At 71.1% G+C, this 15,406-nt stretch carries 16 protein-coding genes, 1 tRNA gene and 3 pseudogenes; 10 read left to right on the plus strand and 10 right to left on the minus strand.

The window, feature by feature from the left end:
* The 3 genes from ACIBTS_RS02525 to ACIBTS_RS02535 are packed head-to-tail and all read right to left on the minus strand — an operon-like array spanning position 1 to position 3,022.
* The gene (locus ACIBTS_RS02525; RefSeq protein ID WP_399315977.1) at positions 1–918 is read right to left on the minus strand and encodes an ATP-binding cassette domain-containing protein; all 918 of its coding nucleotides are present in this window, start codon (positions 916–918) and stop codon (positions 1–3) included.
* Between the two features lie 5 nt (positions 919–923).
* Positions 924–2,003: an ABC transporter permease gene (locus ACIBTS_RS02530; RefSeq protein WP_399315978.1), complete on the minus strand. Its 1,080-nt coding sequence runs from the start codon at positions 2,001–2,003 to the stop codon at positions 924–926.
* Positions 2,003–3,022, minus strand: a complete 1,020-nt coding sequence (locus ACIBTS_RS02535) for a substrate-binding domain-containing protein (RefSeq protein WP_319674497.1) — start codon at positions 3,020–3,022, stop codon at positions 2,003–2,005. The genes ACIBTS_RS02530 and ACIBTS_RS02535 overlap by 1 nt, the downstream gene beginning before the upstream one ends.
* A 310-nt stretch (positions 3,023–3,332) precedes the next feature.
* Between ACIBTS_RS02535 and ACIBTS_RS02540 the strand changes: the two are divergent.
* Positions 3,333–3,449 (plus strand): annotated as a pseudogene (locus tag ACIBTS_RS02540) (5-dehydro-2-deoxygluconokinase); the annotation flags it as partial.
* Between the two features lie 60 nt (positions 3,450–3,509).
* Complete coding sequence (locus ACIBTS_RS02545) at positions 3,510–4,295, plus strand: GntR family transcriptional regulator (protein ID WP_399315979.1); 786 nt, start codon at positions 3,510–3,512, stop codon at positions 4,293–4,295.
* Positions 4,296–4,304: 9 nt separating this feature from the next.
* Here the strand turns inward: ACIBTS_RS02545 and ACIBTS_RS02550 are convergent, their stop codons facing one another.
* The 4 genes from ACIBTS_RS02550 to ACIBTS_RS02565 form a co-directional block, all read right to left on the minus strand.
* Positions 4,305–5,063 (minus strand): SDR family NAD(P)-dependent oxidoreductase, encoded by a 759-nt coding sequence (locus ACIBTS_RS02550; protein WP_099935443.1) that lies wholly within the window; start codon positions 5,061–5,063, stop codon positions 4,305–4,307.
* 2 nt (positions 5,064–5,065) lie between these two features.
* A complete protein-coding gene (locus tag ACIBTS_RS02555; RefSeq protein ID WP_399315981.1) occupies positions 5,066–6,244 on the minus strand; it encodes an acyl-CoA dehydrogenase family protein in 1,179 nt (392 codons plus the stop codon).
* Positions 6,245–6,374: 130 nt separating this feature from the next.
* Positions 6,375–6,947: a TetR/AcrR family transcriptional regulator gene (locus ACIBTS_RS02560; RefSeq protein WP_079658180.1), complete on the minus strand. Its 573-nt coding sequence runs from the start codon at positions 6,945–6,947 to the stop codon at positions 6,375–6,377.
* Between the two features lie 79 nt (positions 6,948–7,026).
* The gene (locus ACIBTS_RS02565) at positions 7,027–8,013 is read right to left on the minus strand and encodes an aldo/keto reductase (RefSeq protein WP_399315982.1); all 987 of its coding nucleotides are present in this window, start codon (positions 8,011–8,013) and stop codon (positions 7,027–7,029) included.
* A gap of 165 nt (positions 8,014–8,178) precedes the next feature.
* On the opposite strand from ACIBTS_RS02565, the pseudogene ACIBTS_RS02570 reads away from it, so the two are divergent.
* Positions 8,179–8,406 (plus strand): annotated as a pseudogene (locus tag ACIBTS_RS02570) (carboxymuconolactone decarboxylase family protein); the annotation flags it as partial.
* Between the two features lie 124 nt (positions 8,407–8,530).
* Here ACIBTS_RS02570 and ACIBTS_RS02575 read toward each other — a convergent pair.
* Positions 8,531–8,604, minus strand: a tRNA-Pro gene (locus tag ACIBTS_RS02575).
* A 98-nt stretch (positions 8,605–8,702) separates the two neighbouring features.
* On the opposite strand from ACIBTS_RS02575, the gene ACIBTS_RS02580 reads away from it, so the two are divergent.
* The 3 genes and pseudogenes from ACIBTS_RS02580 to ACIBTS_RS02590 all read left to right on the plus strand — a co-directional run.
* The gene (locus tag ACIBTS_RS02580; RefSeq protein ID WP_399315983.1) at positions 8,703–9,233 is read left to right on the plus strand and encodes a DUF309 domain-containing protein; all 531 of its coding nucleotides are present in this window, start codon (positions 8,703–8,705) and stop codon (positions 9,231–9,233) included.
* A 44-nt stretch (positions 9,234–9,277) separates the two neighbouring features.
* Positions 9,278–10,051, plus strand: a complete 774-nt coding sequence (cobF, locus tag ACIBTS_RS02585; protein ID WP_399315984.1) for a precorrin-6A synthase (deacetylating) — start codon at positions 9,278–9,280, stop codon at positions 10,049–10,051.
* Positions 10,052–10,234: 183 nt separating this feature from the next.
* Positions 10,235–10,424: pseudogene (locus tag ACIBTS_RS02590) on the plus strand (hypothetical protein); the annotation flags it as partial.
* Between the two features lie 145 nt (positions 10,425–10,569).
* On the opposite strand, the gene ACIBTS_RS02595 reads toward ACIBTS_RS02590, so the two are convergent.
* A complete protein-coding gene (locus ACIBTS_RS02595; protein ID WP_399315985.1) occupies positions 10,570–11,316 on the minus strand; it encodes a cobalt-precorrin-6A reductase in 747 nt (248 codons plus the stop codon).
* A 424-nt stretch (positions 11,317–11,740) separates the two neighbouring features.
* On the opposite strand from ACIBTS_RS02595, the gene ACIBTS_RS02600 reads away from it, so the two are divergent.
* From ACIBTS_RS02600 to ACIBTS_RS02610, 3 genes are all read left to right on the plus strand, one after another.
* Positions 11,741–12,337, plus strand: coding sequence for a TetR/AcrR family transcriptional regulator (locus ACIBTS_RS02600; RefSeq protein WP_399315986.1), 597 nt, complete (start codon positions 11,741–11,743; stop codon positions 12,335–12,337).
* A 77-nt stretch (positions 12,338–12,414) separates the two neighbouring features.
* On the plus strand, positions 12,415–13,089 hold the full coding sequence (locus ACIBTS_RS02605) for an enoyl-CoA hydratase-related protein (RefSeq protein ID WP_399315987.1): 675 nt from the start codon (positions 12,415–12,417) through the stop codon (positions 13,087–13,089).
* 122 nt (positions 13,090–13,211) lie between these two features.
* Positions 13,212–13,625 (plus strand): PaaI family thioesterase, encoded by a 414-nt coding sequence (locus ACIBTS_RS02610; protein ID WP_079664624.1) that lies wholly within the window; start codon positions 13,212–13,214, stop codon positions 13,623–13,625.
* A gap of 53 nt (positions 13,626–13,678) precedes the next feature.
* Here the strand turns inward: ACIBTS_RS02610 and ACIBTS_RS02615 are convergent, their stop codons facing one another.
* Entirely contained in the window at positions 13,679–14,452 is a 774-nt protein-coding gene (locus ACIBTS_RS02615) for a sulfite exporter TauE/SafE family protein (RefSeq protein ID WP_399315989.1), read from the minus strand.
* 143 nt (positions 14,453–14,595) lie between these two features.
* Between ACIBTS_RS02615 and ACIBTS_RS02620 the strand changes: the two genes are divergently transcribed.
* The gene (locus ACIBTS_RS02620; RefSeq protein ID WP_399315990.1) at positions 14,596–15,393 is read left to right on the plus strand and encodes a lysophospholipase; all 798 of its coding nucleotides are present in this window, start codon (positions 14,596–14,598) and stop codon (positions 15,391–15,393) included.
* Positions 15,394–15,406 lie beyond the last annotated feature (13 nt).

Raw genomic sequence — 15,406 nt, forward strand, 5'->3', positions numbered from 1 at the left:
TCAGGACGTCCCCTCCGCCTGGCCCGCCACGGGAGCGGTGAGGTCATCGGCCTCCGGGAGCTCTTCCACGTCGACGCCGCGGACCTGGGACAACTCGTGTTTGAGGGCTGCGAGTTCGGCGCCGCCGGCCATGTGGTTGGTGAGTTCTTCGAGGCTGACCTGGGCGCGGGAGGCGGTGAGTTCCATGGTGCCCAGGCGCAGGACGCTGAAGTGGTCGCCGACCATGTAGGCGTGGTGGGGGTTGTGGGTGATGAAGATGACGCCGAGGCCGCGGTCGCGGGCGGCGGCGATGTACTTCAGCACCACGCCGGACTGTTTGACGCCGAGGGCGGCGGTGGGCTCGTCCAGGATGAGCACGCGGGCGCCGAAGTAGACGGCGCGGGCGATGGCCACGCACTGGCGCTGGCCGCCCGACAGGGTGCCGATGGGCTGTTCGAGGTCGTCCAGGACGATGCCCATGTTGCGCAGTTCTTCGTCGGCGGTCCTCTTCATCTTCTCGATGTCGAGTCGGCGCACGGGCCAGGGGCCCTTGGTCATCTCCGAGCCGAGGAAGAAGTTGCGCCACACGGGCATCAGGGGGACGGTCGCGAGGTCCTGGTAGACGGTGGCGATACCGCGGTCGAGGGCCTCGCGCGGGGTGGAGAACCGCACGGGCGTGCCGTCGACGAGGAACTCGCCCTCGGTGTGCTGGTGCAGCCCCGAGACGATCTTGATCAGGGTGGACTTGCCCGCGCCGTTGTCGCCCAGGACGCAGGTCACCTTGCCGGGGTGCACCGTCAGGTCGACGCCGTGCAGGGCACGGATGTTGCCGTAGGACTTGCCCGCGTTGCGCAGTTCGACGAGCGCGTGGTCGCCGTCCTCGGGGACGGTGTCCGCGATGATCGCGCCGTGCGTGCCGGTTCCGTTGCTGGTGGTCATTCGGGTCACCTCCGGGTCGCCGTGCGGCTGACCCACAGATTGATCAGGACGGCGCCGAGGAGCATCACGCCGAGGAAGGCCTTGAACCAGTCGGGGTTCCAGCCGGCGTAGACGATGCCCTGCTGCACCATGCCGAACATGAACGCGCCGAAGACCGGGCCGATCGCGGAGCCGGCGCCGCCGGTCAGCAGACAGCCGCCGATGACGGCCGCGGAGATGTAGATCAGCTCCTGGCCGACGCCCTCGCCGGACTGCACGGTGTTGAACGTGAACAGCTGGTGCATGCCGACGAACCAGGCGCCGAAGCCGACCAGCATGAACAGCGAGATCTTCGTGAACGTCACGGGCACGCCGACCGCCCGGGCGCTCTCCTTGTTGCCGCCGACCGCGAAGATCCAGTTGCCGTACTTCGTGCGCAGCAGCACCCACGTGGCGAGCGCCGCGAAGACCAGCCAGTAGAAGATGGTGATCTTCACCTGGACGCCGCCGATGTCGAACGACGAAGCGAAGATCTTCTTCGCCTGCCCGAAGCCGTCCATGTCGCTGATGTCGTCCGTGGCCACGTTGGTGGTGACGAGCTTGGTGACGGCGAGGTTGACGCCCTGCAGGATCAGGAAGGTGCCCAGGGTGATCAGGAAGCTGGGCAGTCCGGTCTTCACCACCATCCAGCCGTTGAAGAAGCCGATGGCGAGGGAGACCAGGAGCGCGACGACCACGCCCACCCAGACGTTCATGGTGAGCTGGTAGCTGAGCATGCTCGCGGTGAGCGCCGAGGAGATCACCGCGACGCCGGACGACAGGTCGAACTCGCCGCCGATCATCAGCAGCGCCACCGGCAGGGCCATGATCCCGATCGTCGACGACTGGTACAGGATGTTGGCCATCGCGCTGGCCTCGCGCACCGGCGGCGCCGAGGCCAGGAAGAACACGTACACCGCGACCGCGCCGAGGAAGACGCCCACCTCGGGGCGTGCCAACAGGCGTAGAGCCAGCGGGCGTTGAGAGGTCCGGCCGTCGCTCTCCTGGCGGCCGGGGGCCGGCGGTGTCTTGCTCACCGCCGGCTCGGCATGCTGGGTCATGCTCATCACCGGGTGCCCTTCGCGGCGTACGCGGCCACCGCGTCGACGTTGGACTTGTCCACGAAGGCCGGGCCGGTCAGCACCGGCTGCTCGCCGCCGCCCATGTAGTTGCCGTTGTTCTTGTAGAGCCACAGCGAGTCGATCGCCAGGTAGCCCTGCAGATACGGCTGCTGATCCACCGCCAGCTCGACGGTGCCCTTGCTGATGGCGCCGGTCAGGTCCTTGTTGAGGTCGAAGGTGGCGATCTTCGCCTTGCTGCCGGCGTCGGACACCGACTGCGCGGCGGTCAGCGCGATGGGGGCGCCGAGCGTGATGACGTGGTCGACGGCCTTGTCCTGGCTGAGCTTGGCGGTGATCGTCGACTTCACGGACGGCATGTCGGTGCCGTTGACGTAGAGGTTCTCGATGGAACCGGAGAACGTCTTCTTCACACCGTCACAGCGCTGGGTGAGGCCGATGTTGCCCTGCTCCTGGATGACACAGACGGCCTTCTTGGAACCGAGCGAGTTCAGCTTGTTGCCGAGGGCCTCGCCGGCGACCGTCTCGTCCTGCCCGAAGAACTCGAGCAGGCCGAGCTTCTTCCACTCGCTCACACCGGAGTTGAGACCGACCACGGGTATCTTCGCGGCCGTCGCCTTGGCTGTGACGTCCTTGAGAGCGTCGGGCTTGGCGAGGGTGACGGCGATGCCGTCGACCTTCTGGTCGATGGCGTTCTGCACCAGGTTGGCCTGACCGCCCGCGCTCGGGTCGGCGGAGTAGACCAGCTTGACGTTGTCCTTGGCCGCGGCGGCCTCGGCGCCCTTGCGGACGATGTCCCAGAAGGTGTCGCCGGGCGACTGGTGGGTCACCAGGGCGACGGTCATCTGCGGTGTGCTCGCCTTGCCCGCGGAGGCGCCGTCCGCGCTCTCCTCGGACTTCTTTCCGCCGGAGCTGCTGGAGCAGCCTGCGAGGGTCAGGGCCACCGCCGCGGCCATGGCCACGACCGGGGCGATTCTGCGCGAGCGGGACGGAGAAGAGCTGTCCATCTTTCCTGCACCTCACTGTGCTACGGGGAAAACGACGGGGGAAAAGGAGGACGATCGCGAGGATCCGGGGCCCGTTTCTACTCAGATTGGGGCCAGGGAGCCGGGTCCGCGACTGTTCAGGAATCGCGGACCCGGCTCATGCGCTGCTGGGACCGGATCCAATCCCTTGACGAGCCCACTGTCAATACTTTGTTAAGACATCATTTCACGAGCAGGTCCGAATGTAAGAACAAACCCTTGACATCGCGGGCCCCCGGGACCTACACCTGGGAGACGCCAGACCCCCCGATCATCGTGAGGAGCGTCGCGTATGGCCAAGCCGGTCGAGCCCCTGGACCTGATCATGATGGGTCGCATCGGGGTCGATCTCTACCCCCTGCGAACGGGTGTACCCCTCGCGCGAGTCGAGATGTTCGAAAAGTTCCTCGCGCGCCGCTGATCCGGCTTCCGCCCGCTCCCCCACCCCACCGACCCGAGGAGGCGCCCGATGGCGAAGACCGGCGACCGCTCCCGTGCCGTGCCCGGCTCCGCGCTCGACGCGCTGCACTTCGCCCTGGACCGCGCCAGCCCGGTGCCGCTCTACTACCAGCTCGCCCAGCAGCTGGAGGCGGCCATCGAGCACGGCGCGCTCGCCCCCGGCAACCTCCTGGGCAACGAGATCGACCTGTCGACCCGCCTCGGCCTGTCCCGCCCGACCGTCCGCCAGGCCATCCAGTCACTCGTCGACAAGGGCCTGCTGGTGCGGCGGCGGGGAGTCGGCACGCAGGTCGTGCACAGCCAGGTGAAACGGCCGCTGGAACTGTCCAGCCTCTACGACGACCTGGAGGCGGCCGGACAGGGGCCCACCACGCACGTCGTCCGCAATGAACGCGTGCCGGCGACCGCCGACGTGGCCGCCGCGCTCGGCATTGCGGAGGGCAGCGAGGTCACGCTCCTGGAGCGGCTGCGCGCCACCCACGGCGAGCCGGTGGCGTTCCTGTGCAACTACCTGCCCCCGGCCCTCCTGGACCTCGACACCGAACGCCTGGAGGCCACCGGCCTGTACCGGCTGCTGCGCTCCGCGGGCATCACCCTGCACAGCGCCCGCCAGACCGTCGGCGCCCGCTCCGCCACCGCCGAGGAGGCCGCCCTCCTCACGGAGAAGGAGGGGGCGGCCCTGCTCACCATGCAGCGCACGGCCTACGACGACACCGGCCGACCGGTCGAGTACGGCACCCACATCTACCGCGCGTCCCGCTACGCCTTCGACTTCCAACTACTGGTCAGACCTTAGGGCGCAGTGCTAGCGGGGCGCCATGCGCAGGGCGCCGTCCATGCGGATGGTCTCGCCGTTGAGGTAGTCGTGGTCGACGATCGTCAGGGCGAGCCGCGCGTACTCCTCGGGCCGGGCCAGGCGCCGCGGGAAGGGCACGCCCGCCGCGAGGCCGGCCCGGAACTCCTCCGACACCGTCGCCAGCATCGGCGTCTCCACGATGCCCGGGGCGATGGTGCACACTCGGATGCCGTACTGCGCGAGGTCGCGGGCGGCGGGCAGGGTGAGGCCGACGACGCCGCCCTTGGAGGACGAGTAGGCGGCCTGACCGATCTGGCCGTCGTACGCGGCGATGGAGGCGGTGTTGACGATGACGCCCCGCTGGCCGTCCGCGTCGGCCTCCGTCGCGGCGATGGCCTCGGAGGCCAGCGCGAGCACGTTGAACGTGCCGATCAGGTTGATCTGGATCACCTTGGCGTACAGGGCGAGGTCGTGCACGCCCTTCTTGCCGAGGATCCGCGCGGAGGGGCCGATGCCGGCGCAGTTGACGACGGTGCGCAGCGGGACACCGGCCCCCGCCGCCGTGGCGACGGCCGCGCCCACCTGTTCGGGGTCGGTGACGTCGGCGGGCACATAGGTCACGCCCGGCACCTCGGGCGCCTTGTCGATGCCGTCCTTGAGGTCGAGGGCGAAGACCCGGGCGCCGCGCTCCGCGAGAGCCTTCGCGGTGGCCGCGCCGAGGCCGGACGCACCGCCGGTGACGAGGGCGGCGGTGTTCTCGAGCTGCATCATCACTCCTTGCCGAGGACGGTGAGCACACCGCCCTCGTCACGGTCCAGCGCACGGGAGATGATCATGCGCTGGATCTGGTTGGTTCCTTCGAAGATCTGCATGACCTTGGCCTCGCGCATATAGCGCTCCACCGGGAAGTCACGGGTGTACCCGTACCCCCCGAGGACCTGCACGGCGTCCGTGGTCACCTTCATCGCATTGTCCGTGGCCACGAGTTTGGCGATCGACGCCTCCCGTGTGAAGGGCAGGCCGAGGTCCTTCAACCGGGCGGCGGACAGCGCGGTGGCCCGCGCCGACGCGATCGCGGCGCCCATGTCGGCGAGCACGAACGCCAGACCCTGATGCTCGATGATCGGCTTGCCGAACGTCTCCCGCTCGCGGGCGTAGCGCACCGCGTGGTCGAGGGCGCCCTGGGCGAGACCGGTGGCGACGGCGGAGATGCCCAGCCGGCCGCAGTCGAGGGAGGCGAGCGCGATCTTCAAGCCCTGCCCCTCCTCCCCTATCCGCCGCTCCACGGGCACCCGGACGCCCTCCAGGCGCATGGTGGCGGTCGCCGAGCCCGTCAGACCCATCTTCCGCTCCGGCGGGTCGGCGCTGAGTCCCGGAGTGTCGGCCGGGACCAGGAAGCAGGAGATGCCGTGGGCGCGGTCGTCGGAGGTGCGGGCCATGACCGTGTAGAAGTCGGCGTAACCGCCGTGCGTGGTCCAGGCCTTGGTGCCGTTCAGGACGTAGCCGTCGCCATCACGGACGGCGCGGGTGAGCATGGCCGCCGGGTCGGAGCCGGCGTGCGGCTCGGACAGGCAGTACGCGCCGAGCAGCTCACCGGCGAGCATGTCGGGCAGCCACCTGCGCCGCTGCTCCTCGGTGCCGAAGCGGGCCAGCGGGAAGCAGGACAGGGCGTGCACCGAGATGCCCACGGCGACGCTCGACCACACCGCGGCGACCTCCTCCAGCACCTGGAGGTAGACCTCGTAGGGCTGGTCCGCCCCGCCGTCCTCCTCGGCGAAGGGCAGACCGAGCAGGCCGCTGCGCCCGAGAGTGCGGAAGACGTCCCTGGGGAACGCTCCGTCCGCCTCCGCGTCGGCGACCCGGGGGGCGAGTTCCTTGGCGGCGAGGGTGCGGGTGAGCTGGATGAGCTCTACGGCTTCCTCGGTCGGCAGGGCGCGAGTGGCAGGCATGGTGACCTCCACGTAGGAGTACGGGTGAGTACGGGTACAACACTGAAAACGATACTGGAGTGCGTACGAGCGTATCATTCGCAGTACGCGAGAACCCCGGAACCAGGCGCCGGGCATCAGGTGTCAGGTGTCAGGAGGAAACGGCGTGCACGATCAATGAGGCGAGCTGTTCGTACGCCTCCGCGTCGGACAGCCCGGTGCGCGCCTTGAGCTCGCCCTGCTGGATCTGCCGCATGGTCGCGGCGGCGACCTCGCCGACGAAAGCGGTGTGCACCTCGCGGAAGGCGCCGTCCGAGACGCCCTCCGCGATCAGCCGGCGCACCCGCTCCGCGGCCATCCGCGTGTTGGCCTCGTACACCTCGCGGGCGGGCGGGAAGTCCGCCACGTCGTCGAGGAACCGGCGCGAGAGCGGGCGCAACTGTTCGGCCACGGCGGTCAGGTACACACGGACCCGGTCCGAGGGGTCGACGGTCTGCGCCACCCGCTTCTCGACGGCCTCGGTCGCGCCTCGGAAGTAGTGCTTGACCGCCTCCACGACCAGCCCCTGCTTGCTGCGGGCGAGCTGGTACAGGGTCGTCTTGGAGCAGCGCAGCCGCTCGGCGAGGTCGTCCAGCGTGAGGTCCGAGAAGCCCTCCGCCGTCAGCAGCGCGACGAGACGTTCCAGCAGGTCGGCCTGTCTGGCGGTGCGGCGGGGGGACGGCATGATCCCAGCCTAGCCTCCCTGGTTACTCCCCGGTCACTCCCCCGACTCCCCGGTCGGTCTCCCGGTCGCCGTCCGCTCGTCAGTGCGCCGCGTCCAGCCGGGCGCGCTGGTCCTCGGTCAGTTCCAGGTCGAGGGCGGCCAGGTTCTCCTCCAGCTGCGCCACCGACGACGCTCCGGCCAACGAGACGATCGGCAGCGCGCCGCCCGACTGCCAGGCCAGCACGACCTGGTTGACGCTCGCGCCGGTCTCCTTGGCCACTTCGCGCAGCACGGCGAGCCTGGCCGGGGTGCCCGGGTGGTCGTAGTCCGCCGGCAGGGGCCGGTCCTGGCGGGCGTAGGCGCCCTTGAGCAGCGGCGAGTACGCGACGAGGGTCAGGCCGGGCTCGGCCCGCAAATAGCCGAGGAGTTCCGGGCCTGCGTGTCCGAGGCTGCCGTCCGGAAAGAGATCGTCGGGGATGTCGGTGCGCGGACGCAGGTGACTGTGCTGGTACTGGAGCACCTCGTAGCCGGGCAGTCCGGCCGCGGCGGCGAGCGCGCGGGCCCGCTCCACGCGCCACATGGCCTGGTTGCTCACTCCGAGCAGACCGACCGTGCCCTCGGCGACGAGCTCCCCGAACGCCTCGACGGTCTCACGCTGCGGGACGGTGTGGTCGTCGATGTGGGCGTAGAGCAGGTCCAGCTTCTCGACGCCGAGCCGCTCCCGGCTGCGTTCGGCGGACTCGCGGATCACCTTCGCCGAGAGGCCCTCCGAGTTGTCGATGTAGCTGGTGCCCGGGGCGAGGGGGCGGGCGCCGAGCTTGGTCGCGACGACGATCTCGTCTCCGACGCCCCGGCTGCGCCGCCACCGGCCGAGCAGTTCCTCGCTCTGGCCGCCCTGGCCGCCGTCCACCCAGAAGGCGTAGTTGTCGGACGTGTCGACGAAGTTCCCGCCGGCCTCGACATACCGGTCGAGAATCGCGAAGGACGTCTCCTCGTCCGTCACCGACCCGAACAGCATCGCCCCGAGCGCGAGCACGCTGACCTCACGGCGGGTGGCCGGGTCGGCGCCAATGGTGCGGTACCTCATGGTGGATCCCTCCCGTACGGCCGGAGTCGGTCCGTCCTCTCCGGCTCGAAGGGGAGTCTTCAACTTGAAGTGCGCTTCAACGCAAGGGATTCAGGGTTGGCGGCAGAGAAGCGATGCATCGGTAAACCCGACGAAGGCGGGCACTGTCGATCGAGCCGCGCCGACACCGACATGCACACCAAGGACGCCGAGCACGCCGGGGAGACCGCGCAGCGCCTCCATCTGGTCGCGGCCTGGCGGGAGGCGAAGGTGTTCACCGATGCCGAGCGCGCCGCCCCTGAGTTGACGGAGCAGGGCACGCGCATCGCCGACGCGGCCGGTGGGGTGCCGGACGAGACGTGGGAGAACGCCGCCAAGCAGTTCGACGAGGACCAGCTCGCCGCGCTGGTATCCCACCCAGTCCCGTCTCCGCGCGGGAGGCGGTGGGGTACGCACCGAGAGCCCGGAAAATGATCGAGGGCCTTGCCTCACCGAAGTGAAACAAGACCCTGACCTGCGACTATGGAGCGAACTCCAGTCGGGACGACAGGATTTGAACCTGCGACCCCTTGACCCCCAGTCAAGTGCGCTACCAAGCTGCGCCACGTCCCGGTGCGCTTCGCACGGCGTGCCGTGTGATCGCGCGAACAGCACTTTACCCCACGCCGGGCGCTGCGCCGAAGGGGGGCCAGGCGCGGGACAATCGCCGTATGGACCGTTTGGGCAGCACAGGAGGTACGCGCGGCGGCCGGTCCGTCGGCGCCCGGGACCGGGACGGCGAAGGGCGGGCGCGCAACGCCAGGCCGCGGGACGGGCTCGGCCGGCCCCTGCCGTACGGCACCGCCGGGGTGGAGCGGCAGCCCGAGGGCGTCGTCCGCACGCCGCAGGAGAGCGTCGCCGAGGCGCAGGCCCTGCTGGACGCCGGGAAGCCGTTTCACGCGCACGAGGTCTTCGAGGACGCCTGGAAGTCGGGCCCCGAGTCGGAGCGCGCCCTGTGGCGCGGGCTCGCCCAGCTCGCGGTGGGTCTGACACACGCGGCCCGGGGGAACCGCACGGGCGGGGCGCGGCTGCTGCGGCGCGGCGCCGGGGCCGTCGAGGAATGGGCGGCGGGCGCGGGGCAGGCGCGGCCCCACGGGATGGACCTCGCCGGGCTGGCCGGATGGGCGCGCGCACTGGCGGACACGGTGGAGCGGACGGACACGGCGGTGGACGCGCGGGCCCGGGCGCCGCGGCTGCGCTGACACCCGGCACGGTCACTGTCAGTGGCGTACGGCAGACTCGAGGCGTGCGAGAGATTCATGTCATCGGTATCGGCGCGGGCGACCCCGACCAGCTCACTTTGCAGGCGGTCAGGGCGCTGCGGAGCACGGACGTGTTCTTCGTCCTGGACAAGGGCGAGGTGAAGAGCGATCTGACGCGGTTGCGCCACGACATGCTGGCCACGCACATACCGCAGGGCGGCTACCGGGTGGTCGAGGCACGGGACCCGGAGCGGGACCGCCGGGCCGGCGGCGCGGCCTACTCCCCGGCCGTCGGCGACTGGCGCAGCGCCCGCGCCGACATCTACGAACGGCTGATCACCGAGGAGGTCGGCGAGGAGGAGAGCGGCGCGTTCCTGGTGTGGGGCGATCCGGCGCTGTACGACAGCACGCTGGGCATCCTGGAGGAGGTGCTGGCCCGGGGCGCGGTGGACTTCACGTACGACGTCGTGCCCGGGATCAGCAGTGTCTCGGCGCTCGTCGCCCGGCATCGGACAGGACTGAACCGGGTGGCCCGGCCCGTGCAGATCACCACCGGCCGCCGGCTCGCCGAGGGCTTCCCGGAGGGCGTGGACGACGTGGTGGTGATGCTGGACGCCCATCAGACGTTCCGCCAGTACGCCGACGACGATGTCGACATCTACTGGGGCGCCTACATAGGCACCCCGGACGAGATCCTCGTCTCCGGTCCGATCGCCGAGGCCGGCCCGCGCATCGAGCGGCTGCGGGCCGAGGCACGCGAACGCAAGGGCTGGATCATGGACACCTATCTGCTGCGCCGTAACCCGGACCGGGGGTAGCCCTCGGGCGGCCCGTCCCACGTGCGCGGACGGCGTGCCGGTGTGATCGTGACCTCGTGACCGTCACCGAGGAAAGCGCTCACGCCGCCGCCCAGCCGCCCGTTCTGGACGCGCACCGCCGGAACATCGCCTTCGTGACGGTCGTGCTGGGGATGCTGCTCGCGGCCCTGGACCAGACGATGCGTGCAGGTGCTGACGATCGCCGTGCAGAACACCGTCGAGTACGCCGATCTGGGCACCGCCACCTCCGGCGTGACGTTCTTCCGCAACGCTGGGCAGTTCCTTCGGCACGGCCGTGTTCGGCACCCTGTACACCGACTCCCTGACACCGAACCTGAAGGACGGCATCGGGTCCGCGGCTTCGGCGGCGGGCGGCGGCCTGCGGGCAGCGGTGGACGCCATCTCCAAGCGACTCCTGGTCGAGGACCTGGGTGACGGCTTCTCCCCGCGCCGCCCACAGCCGGAACAGGCGGTCCTCGCGCCCTGAGGGCCGCGAGCCGGCCCGCCGGCCGACGGCGTCACCGCAGGATGAGGTCCAGCTCGTCCAGGACGGCGTCCACGTCCGGGACGGCCGTCACACCGGTCGGCAGAGGTGGCCGTCGTACGACCACGACGGGGAGCCCCAGTTCGCGCGCAGCCGTGAGCTTCGCGGCCGTCGCCGTTCCGCCGCTGTCCTTGGTCACCACCACGTCGATCCGGCGGTCCCGCAGCAGCGTCAGCTCGTCGGCGACGGTGAACGGGCCGCGCGCCAGGACCAGTTCGACGTCGGGCGGCATCGGGGGCGCGGGCGGTTCCACGGACCGTACGACGAAGTGCGGCCCGTCGAGGTGGGCGAAGGCCGCGAGGCCGAGCCGGCCCGTCGTCAGCAGGACCCGCCGGCCCAGGCCCGGCAGCAGCTCGGCCGCCGCCTCCAGCGACGCCACCTCGTGCCAGCGGTCGCGGGCCCCCGCCCGCCAGCCCGGGCGGCGCAGTACCACCAGCGGCAGGCCGGTCGCCGCCGTGGCGCTCGCCGCGTTCGCGGTGATGCCGGTGGCGAAGGGATGCGTGGCGTCGACGACGGCGTCCGCCCGCTGCTCACGCAGCCAGTCGGCGAGCCCCTGCGCGCCGCCGAACCCGCCGATCCGTACGTCCCCGTCGAGCGCCCCCGGCCGGGACACCCGGCCCGCCAGCGACGAGGTCACCCGGACTCCGCGGCGAGCCGCCAGAGCGGCGGCGAGCTTCCGCGCCTCGGTGGTGCCGCCCAGCACCAGGACGTGCCGGCTCATGCCGTCCCCCGTACGGCGACCCGGCCCGCCGTCCACGTCGCAAGCCCCCGCCCGCCGGGACGGCGCCCACCCGCCCGCGAATCGGGGCCGCCGCGTCCGACGCGGCCGCGCACGCCGCCGCGCACCTTATGGGCGCGCCGCGCGGACCGCGGACCGGCCGGAACCGACCAGGCTGCCGGCCCCCCGGCGGCGCGGGAGACCCCGCGCGCAGCGGCGGCGTCGTTCCACGGCACCCGACGTGCAGCAGCAGCCATCTCTCCCCGCCCCGATCGATGTCTCACCCGCGGCTCGGCCGCCGCCCGCCGGTCAGTCTAGGCAGCGCCCGCGAGGCCCCCCGCCCGCCCGGGCCGCCGCTGCCCCGCCCACTGGAGCGATACCGAGAGCACCTTTTGCATGGTCTATGTCATAGCGCATAATCAGTGCCGTGAGTCCACGCAGGAGTGACAGTCGTGAGCGGATGGTCACGAGTGCCGTCGCCCTGCTCGGGGAGCACGGGGCCGGCGGCGTGAGCATCGACCGGGTGCTCGCCCACAGCGGCGCCCCGCGCGGCTCGGTGTACCACCACTTTCCCGGCGGCCGGACCCAACTGATCGACGAGGCCGTGGTGTTCGCCGGAGACTTCATCGCCGACCTGATCGACGCCGCCATGGACGACCCCGATCCGCTGCGGGCCGTCGACGGGTTCTTCGCTTTGTGGCGGGAGCGTCTCCTGCGCAGCGGCTTCCGCCTCGGCTGTCCGGTCGTGGCGGTCGCCGTGGAGAGCGACGACAGCTCGCCGGAGCGCGCCCGCTCGGCAGCGGCGGCCTTCGCCCGCTGGCAGACGGCCCTGGCCGGCCTGCTGCTGCGCCACGGCCTGCCCGAGGAGCGCGCGCGACGGCTGGCCGCGTTCGTCGTGGCCGCCGTCGAGGGCGCCGTGGTCATGTGCCGGGCCGAGCAGAGCACCGCCCCGCTCGACGCGACGGCGGCGGAGCTCCACGGCCTGCTGGAGCACGCCCTTCGGCCCGCCGGCCCGGAGTCCTGACCTGCGTCCCGCCTCCCGTGCCCTGTACGCATGCATGTGCCCTGTCCCCCCGTGTGCCCCGCTGTGAAGGAGTCGCCATGCCCACGCTGGACCGCCAGGACACCGTCTTCGTCCTCGATCTCGGCGACGGCGAGAACCGGTTCCACCCCGACTGGCTCACGGAAGTGGGCAGCGCGCTGGACGAGGTGGAGAAGGCGGACGGGCCGCGCGCCCTGGTGACCGCCGCCACGGGGAAGTTCTACTCCAACGGCCTCGATCTGGACTGGGTGTTCGCCCACTCCGACCGGCATGTGGACTACGTCGTCTCGGTCCACGAGCTCTTCGCCCGGCTGCTGACCCTGCCCGTCGTGACCGTGGCCGCGCTGCAGGGGCACACCTTCGCCGCGGGCGCGATGTTCTCGCTGGCCCATGACTTTCGGGTGATGCGCGCCGACCGCGGCTTCTGGTGCCTGCCCGAGGCCGACCTCAACATCCCCTTCACTCCCGGCATGTCCGCCCTCATCCAGGCCAGGCTCACCCCGAGGTCCGCCCACGAGGCCATGGTCACGGCCCGTCGCTACGGCGGCCGGGACGCGCTGGACGCCGAGATCGTCGACCACGCGGTCGACGAGGACGCCGTACGCGCCACCGCCGTCGACATCGCGGCGGCGCAGGCCGGCAAGGCGGGCGACACACTGGGCACCATCAAGTCCCGCCTGTACACGCCCGTCCTGGCCGCATTGCGGGACACCGACAACCCGCTGGGCAGCTGAACTCCCGTACCCGGCAAGCCCCTTCTGCAACCCGAGGAACCGCCTTGACCACCACCGAACACACCGAACACACCGACCGCACCCCGCACGCCGACCTCGCCGCCCTGTCCGGTCTCGATCTCATGCGTCTCGTCCAGGCCGGGAACCTGAGCGACGTGCCGTCCATCGGGCGGCTGCTCGGCATGCGGTTCGACGACGTGGAGCACGGGCGGGTCGTGGTCTCGCTGGACACCCGGCCGGACTTCGCCAACCCCCTCGGCACCGTGCACGGCGGTATCGCGGCGACCCTGCTCGACTCGGCGCTGGCCTGCGCGATCCACACCACTCTCCCGCCGGGCACGGGCTACACCACCCTGGAACTGAAGGTGAACTACATCCGGGCCGCCCGCACCGACGGGCAGACCCTCACCGCCGAGGGCAACGTGATCCACGTGGGCCGCCGCACCGCCACCGCCGACGGCAGGGTGCTCGACGAGCAGGGCCGGCTGATCGCGCATGCGACGACCACCTGCATGATCCTTCCGGCGGACGGCTGACACGGCTGACACCGGCGTTGTCGTCCCCGTGCGACGCGGTGCGTGCCGTACTCCTAGCGAAGGAGCAGTTGGAGGCCGCCCACCACCGTCGCCGCGATGACCAGTTGCTCGAACAGCCGCTGGTTGATGCGGTGCACCGCCCACTTGCCGAGCAGGGCGCCGGGGACGACGAACGCGACGAGTGCGGCGTCCAGGAGCAGCGAGTGGCCGTCGATGAGGCCGAGGCCCGCGCTGAAGGGCACCTTCGAGACGTTGACGATCAGGAAGAAGAACGCGGAGGTGCCGAGGAAGCCGAGTTTGCGGAATCCGGCCGAGAGCAGGTACATCGACATCACCGGACCGCCCGCGTTGGCGACCATCGTGGTGAAGCCGCCGAGGACGCCGTAGGAGCGGGCCTTGATCCGGCCGGCCCGGGTGACCACCGCGTCGGGTTGGTCCGTGGCGTCGGCCGTGCGGCGCCGCCACAGCGTGACGCCCGCCATCAGCAGCAGGATCGCGCCGATCGACGTCCGGACGATCCCGTCGTCGGCCCACACCAGGAAGAGCGTGCCGAACACCACGCCGGCCGCGACGGCCGGGAACAGCCGCCACAGCGTGGGCCAGTGGGCGTGCCGCCGGTAGGTGAGGACGGCCAGGACGTCGCCGGCGATCAGGATCGGCAGCAGGACGCCCGTGGAGGCCTTGGCGGGCAGGATCGCCGCGAAGATCGCGAGGCTGACCGTGTTGGCCCCGCTGACGGCCGTCTTGGAGAAGCCGACCAGCAGGGCCGCGAGGGCGAGCGCGATGAATTCCCAGCCGGTGATGTGCCACAACGTCATCGTGTTCATGCGAGGACCGATGCTACGCACATCTAACGGATCGCCGTAGGGCCGTCTCGTCAGGTGGCCGGAGCCCCTGGGAGGATGGCGGATCCTGTCCTCGAAGGCCTTCGCCGACGCAGAGGGCCTTCGCCGACGCAGTTGGAGGAGCGATGACCGAACACGTCCTCACCGGGACCCACGGCGCGGTCGCCGTGCGCGAGTGGCCGAACCCGCGTCCCCGCTTCCTCGCCCTGGTGGTGCACGGCTACGGCGAGCACGCCGGCCGTTACGCGGAACTCGCCGAGGTCCTGAGGGGGCACGGCGCCGCCGTGTTCGCCCCCGACCACATGGGGCACGGCAGGTCGGCGGGCGAGCGGGTGGTGATCGAGGACTTCGAGGACGTGGTCACCGATGTGCACGCGGTGGCGGAACTCGCCCGGGCCGCGCACCCGGACGTCCCGCTGGTCGTGATCGGCCACTCCATGGGCGGACTGATCGCGGCCAGATACGCCCAGCGGCACGGCGACACCCTCGCCGCGCTGGTGCTGTCCGGCCCGGTGATCGGCGGCTGGGAGCTGCCGGGCCGGCTGCTGGCGCAGGAGGAGATCCCCGACGTCCCCGTCAACCCCGCCGCGCTCTCCCGCGACCCGGCGGTCGGCGCGGCGTACGCGGCGGATCCGCTGGTCTGGCACGGGCCGATGAAACGGCCGACGCTGGAGGCGTTCGTACGGACCCTGGAGACCGTCGCCAAGGAGGGCGACGTCGGCCCGCTGCCCCTGCTGTGGCTGCACGGCGACGACGACCGGCTGGTCCCGCTGCCCGGCAGCCGGGCCGGCGTGGAGCGGCTGAGCGGTACCCCGGTCGAGCGGATCTACGCCGGGGCCCGGCACGAGGTCTTCAACGAGACGAACAGGGCGGACGTCTTCGCGGACGTCACAGGCTTCCTCGACGGCGTTCTCGCTCCCTGAGCCGGCACGGGAT

The organism is Streptomyces sp. NPDC050121 (genome assembly GCF_044460385.1).
Taxonomy (GTDB): Bacteria; Actinomycetota; Actinomycetes; order Streptomycetales; family Streptomycetaceae; genus Streptomyces; species Streptomyces soliscabiei.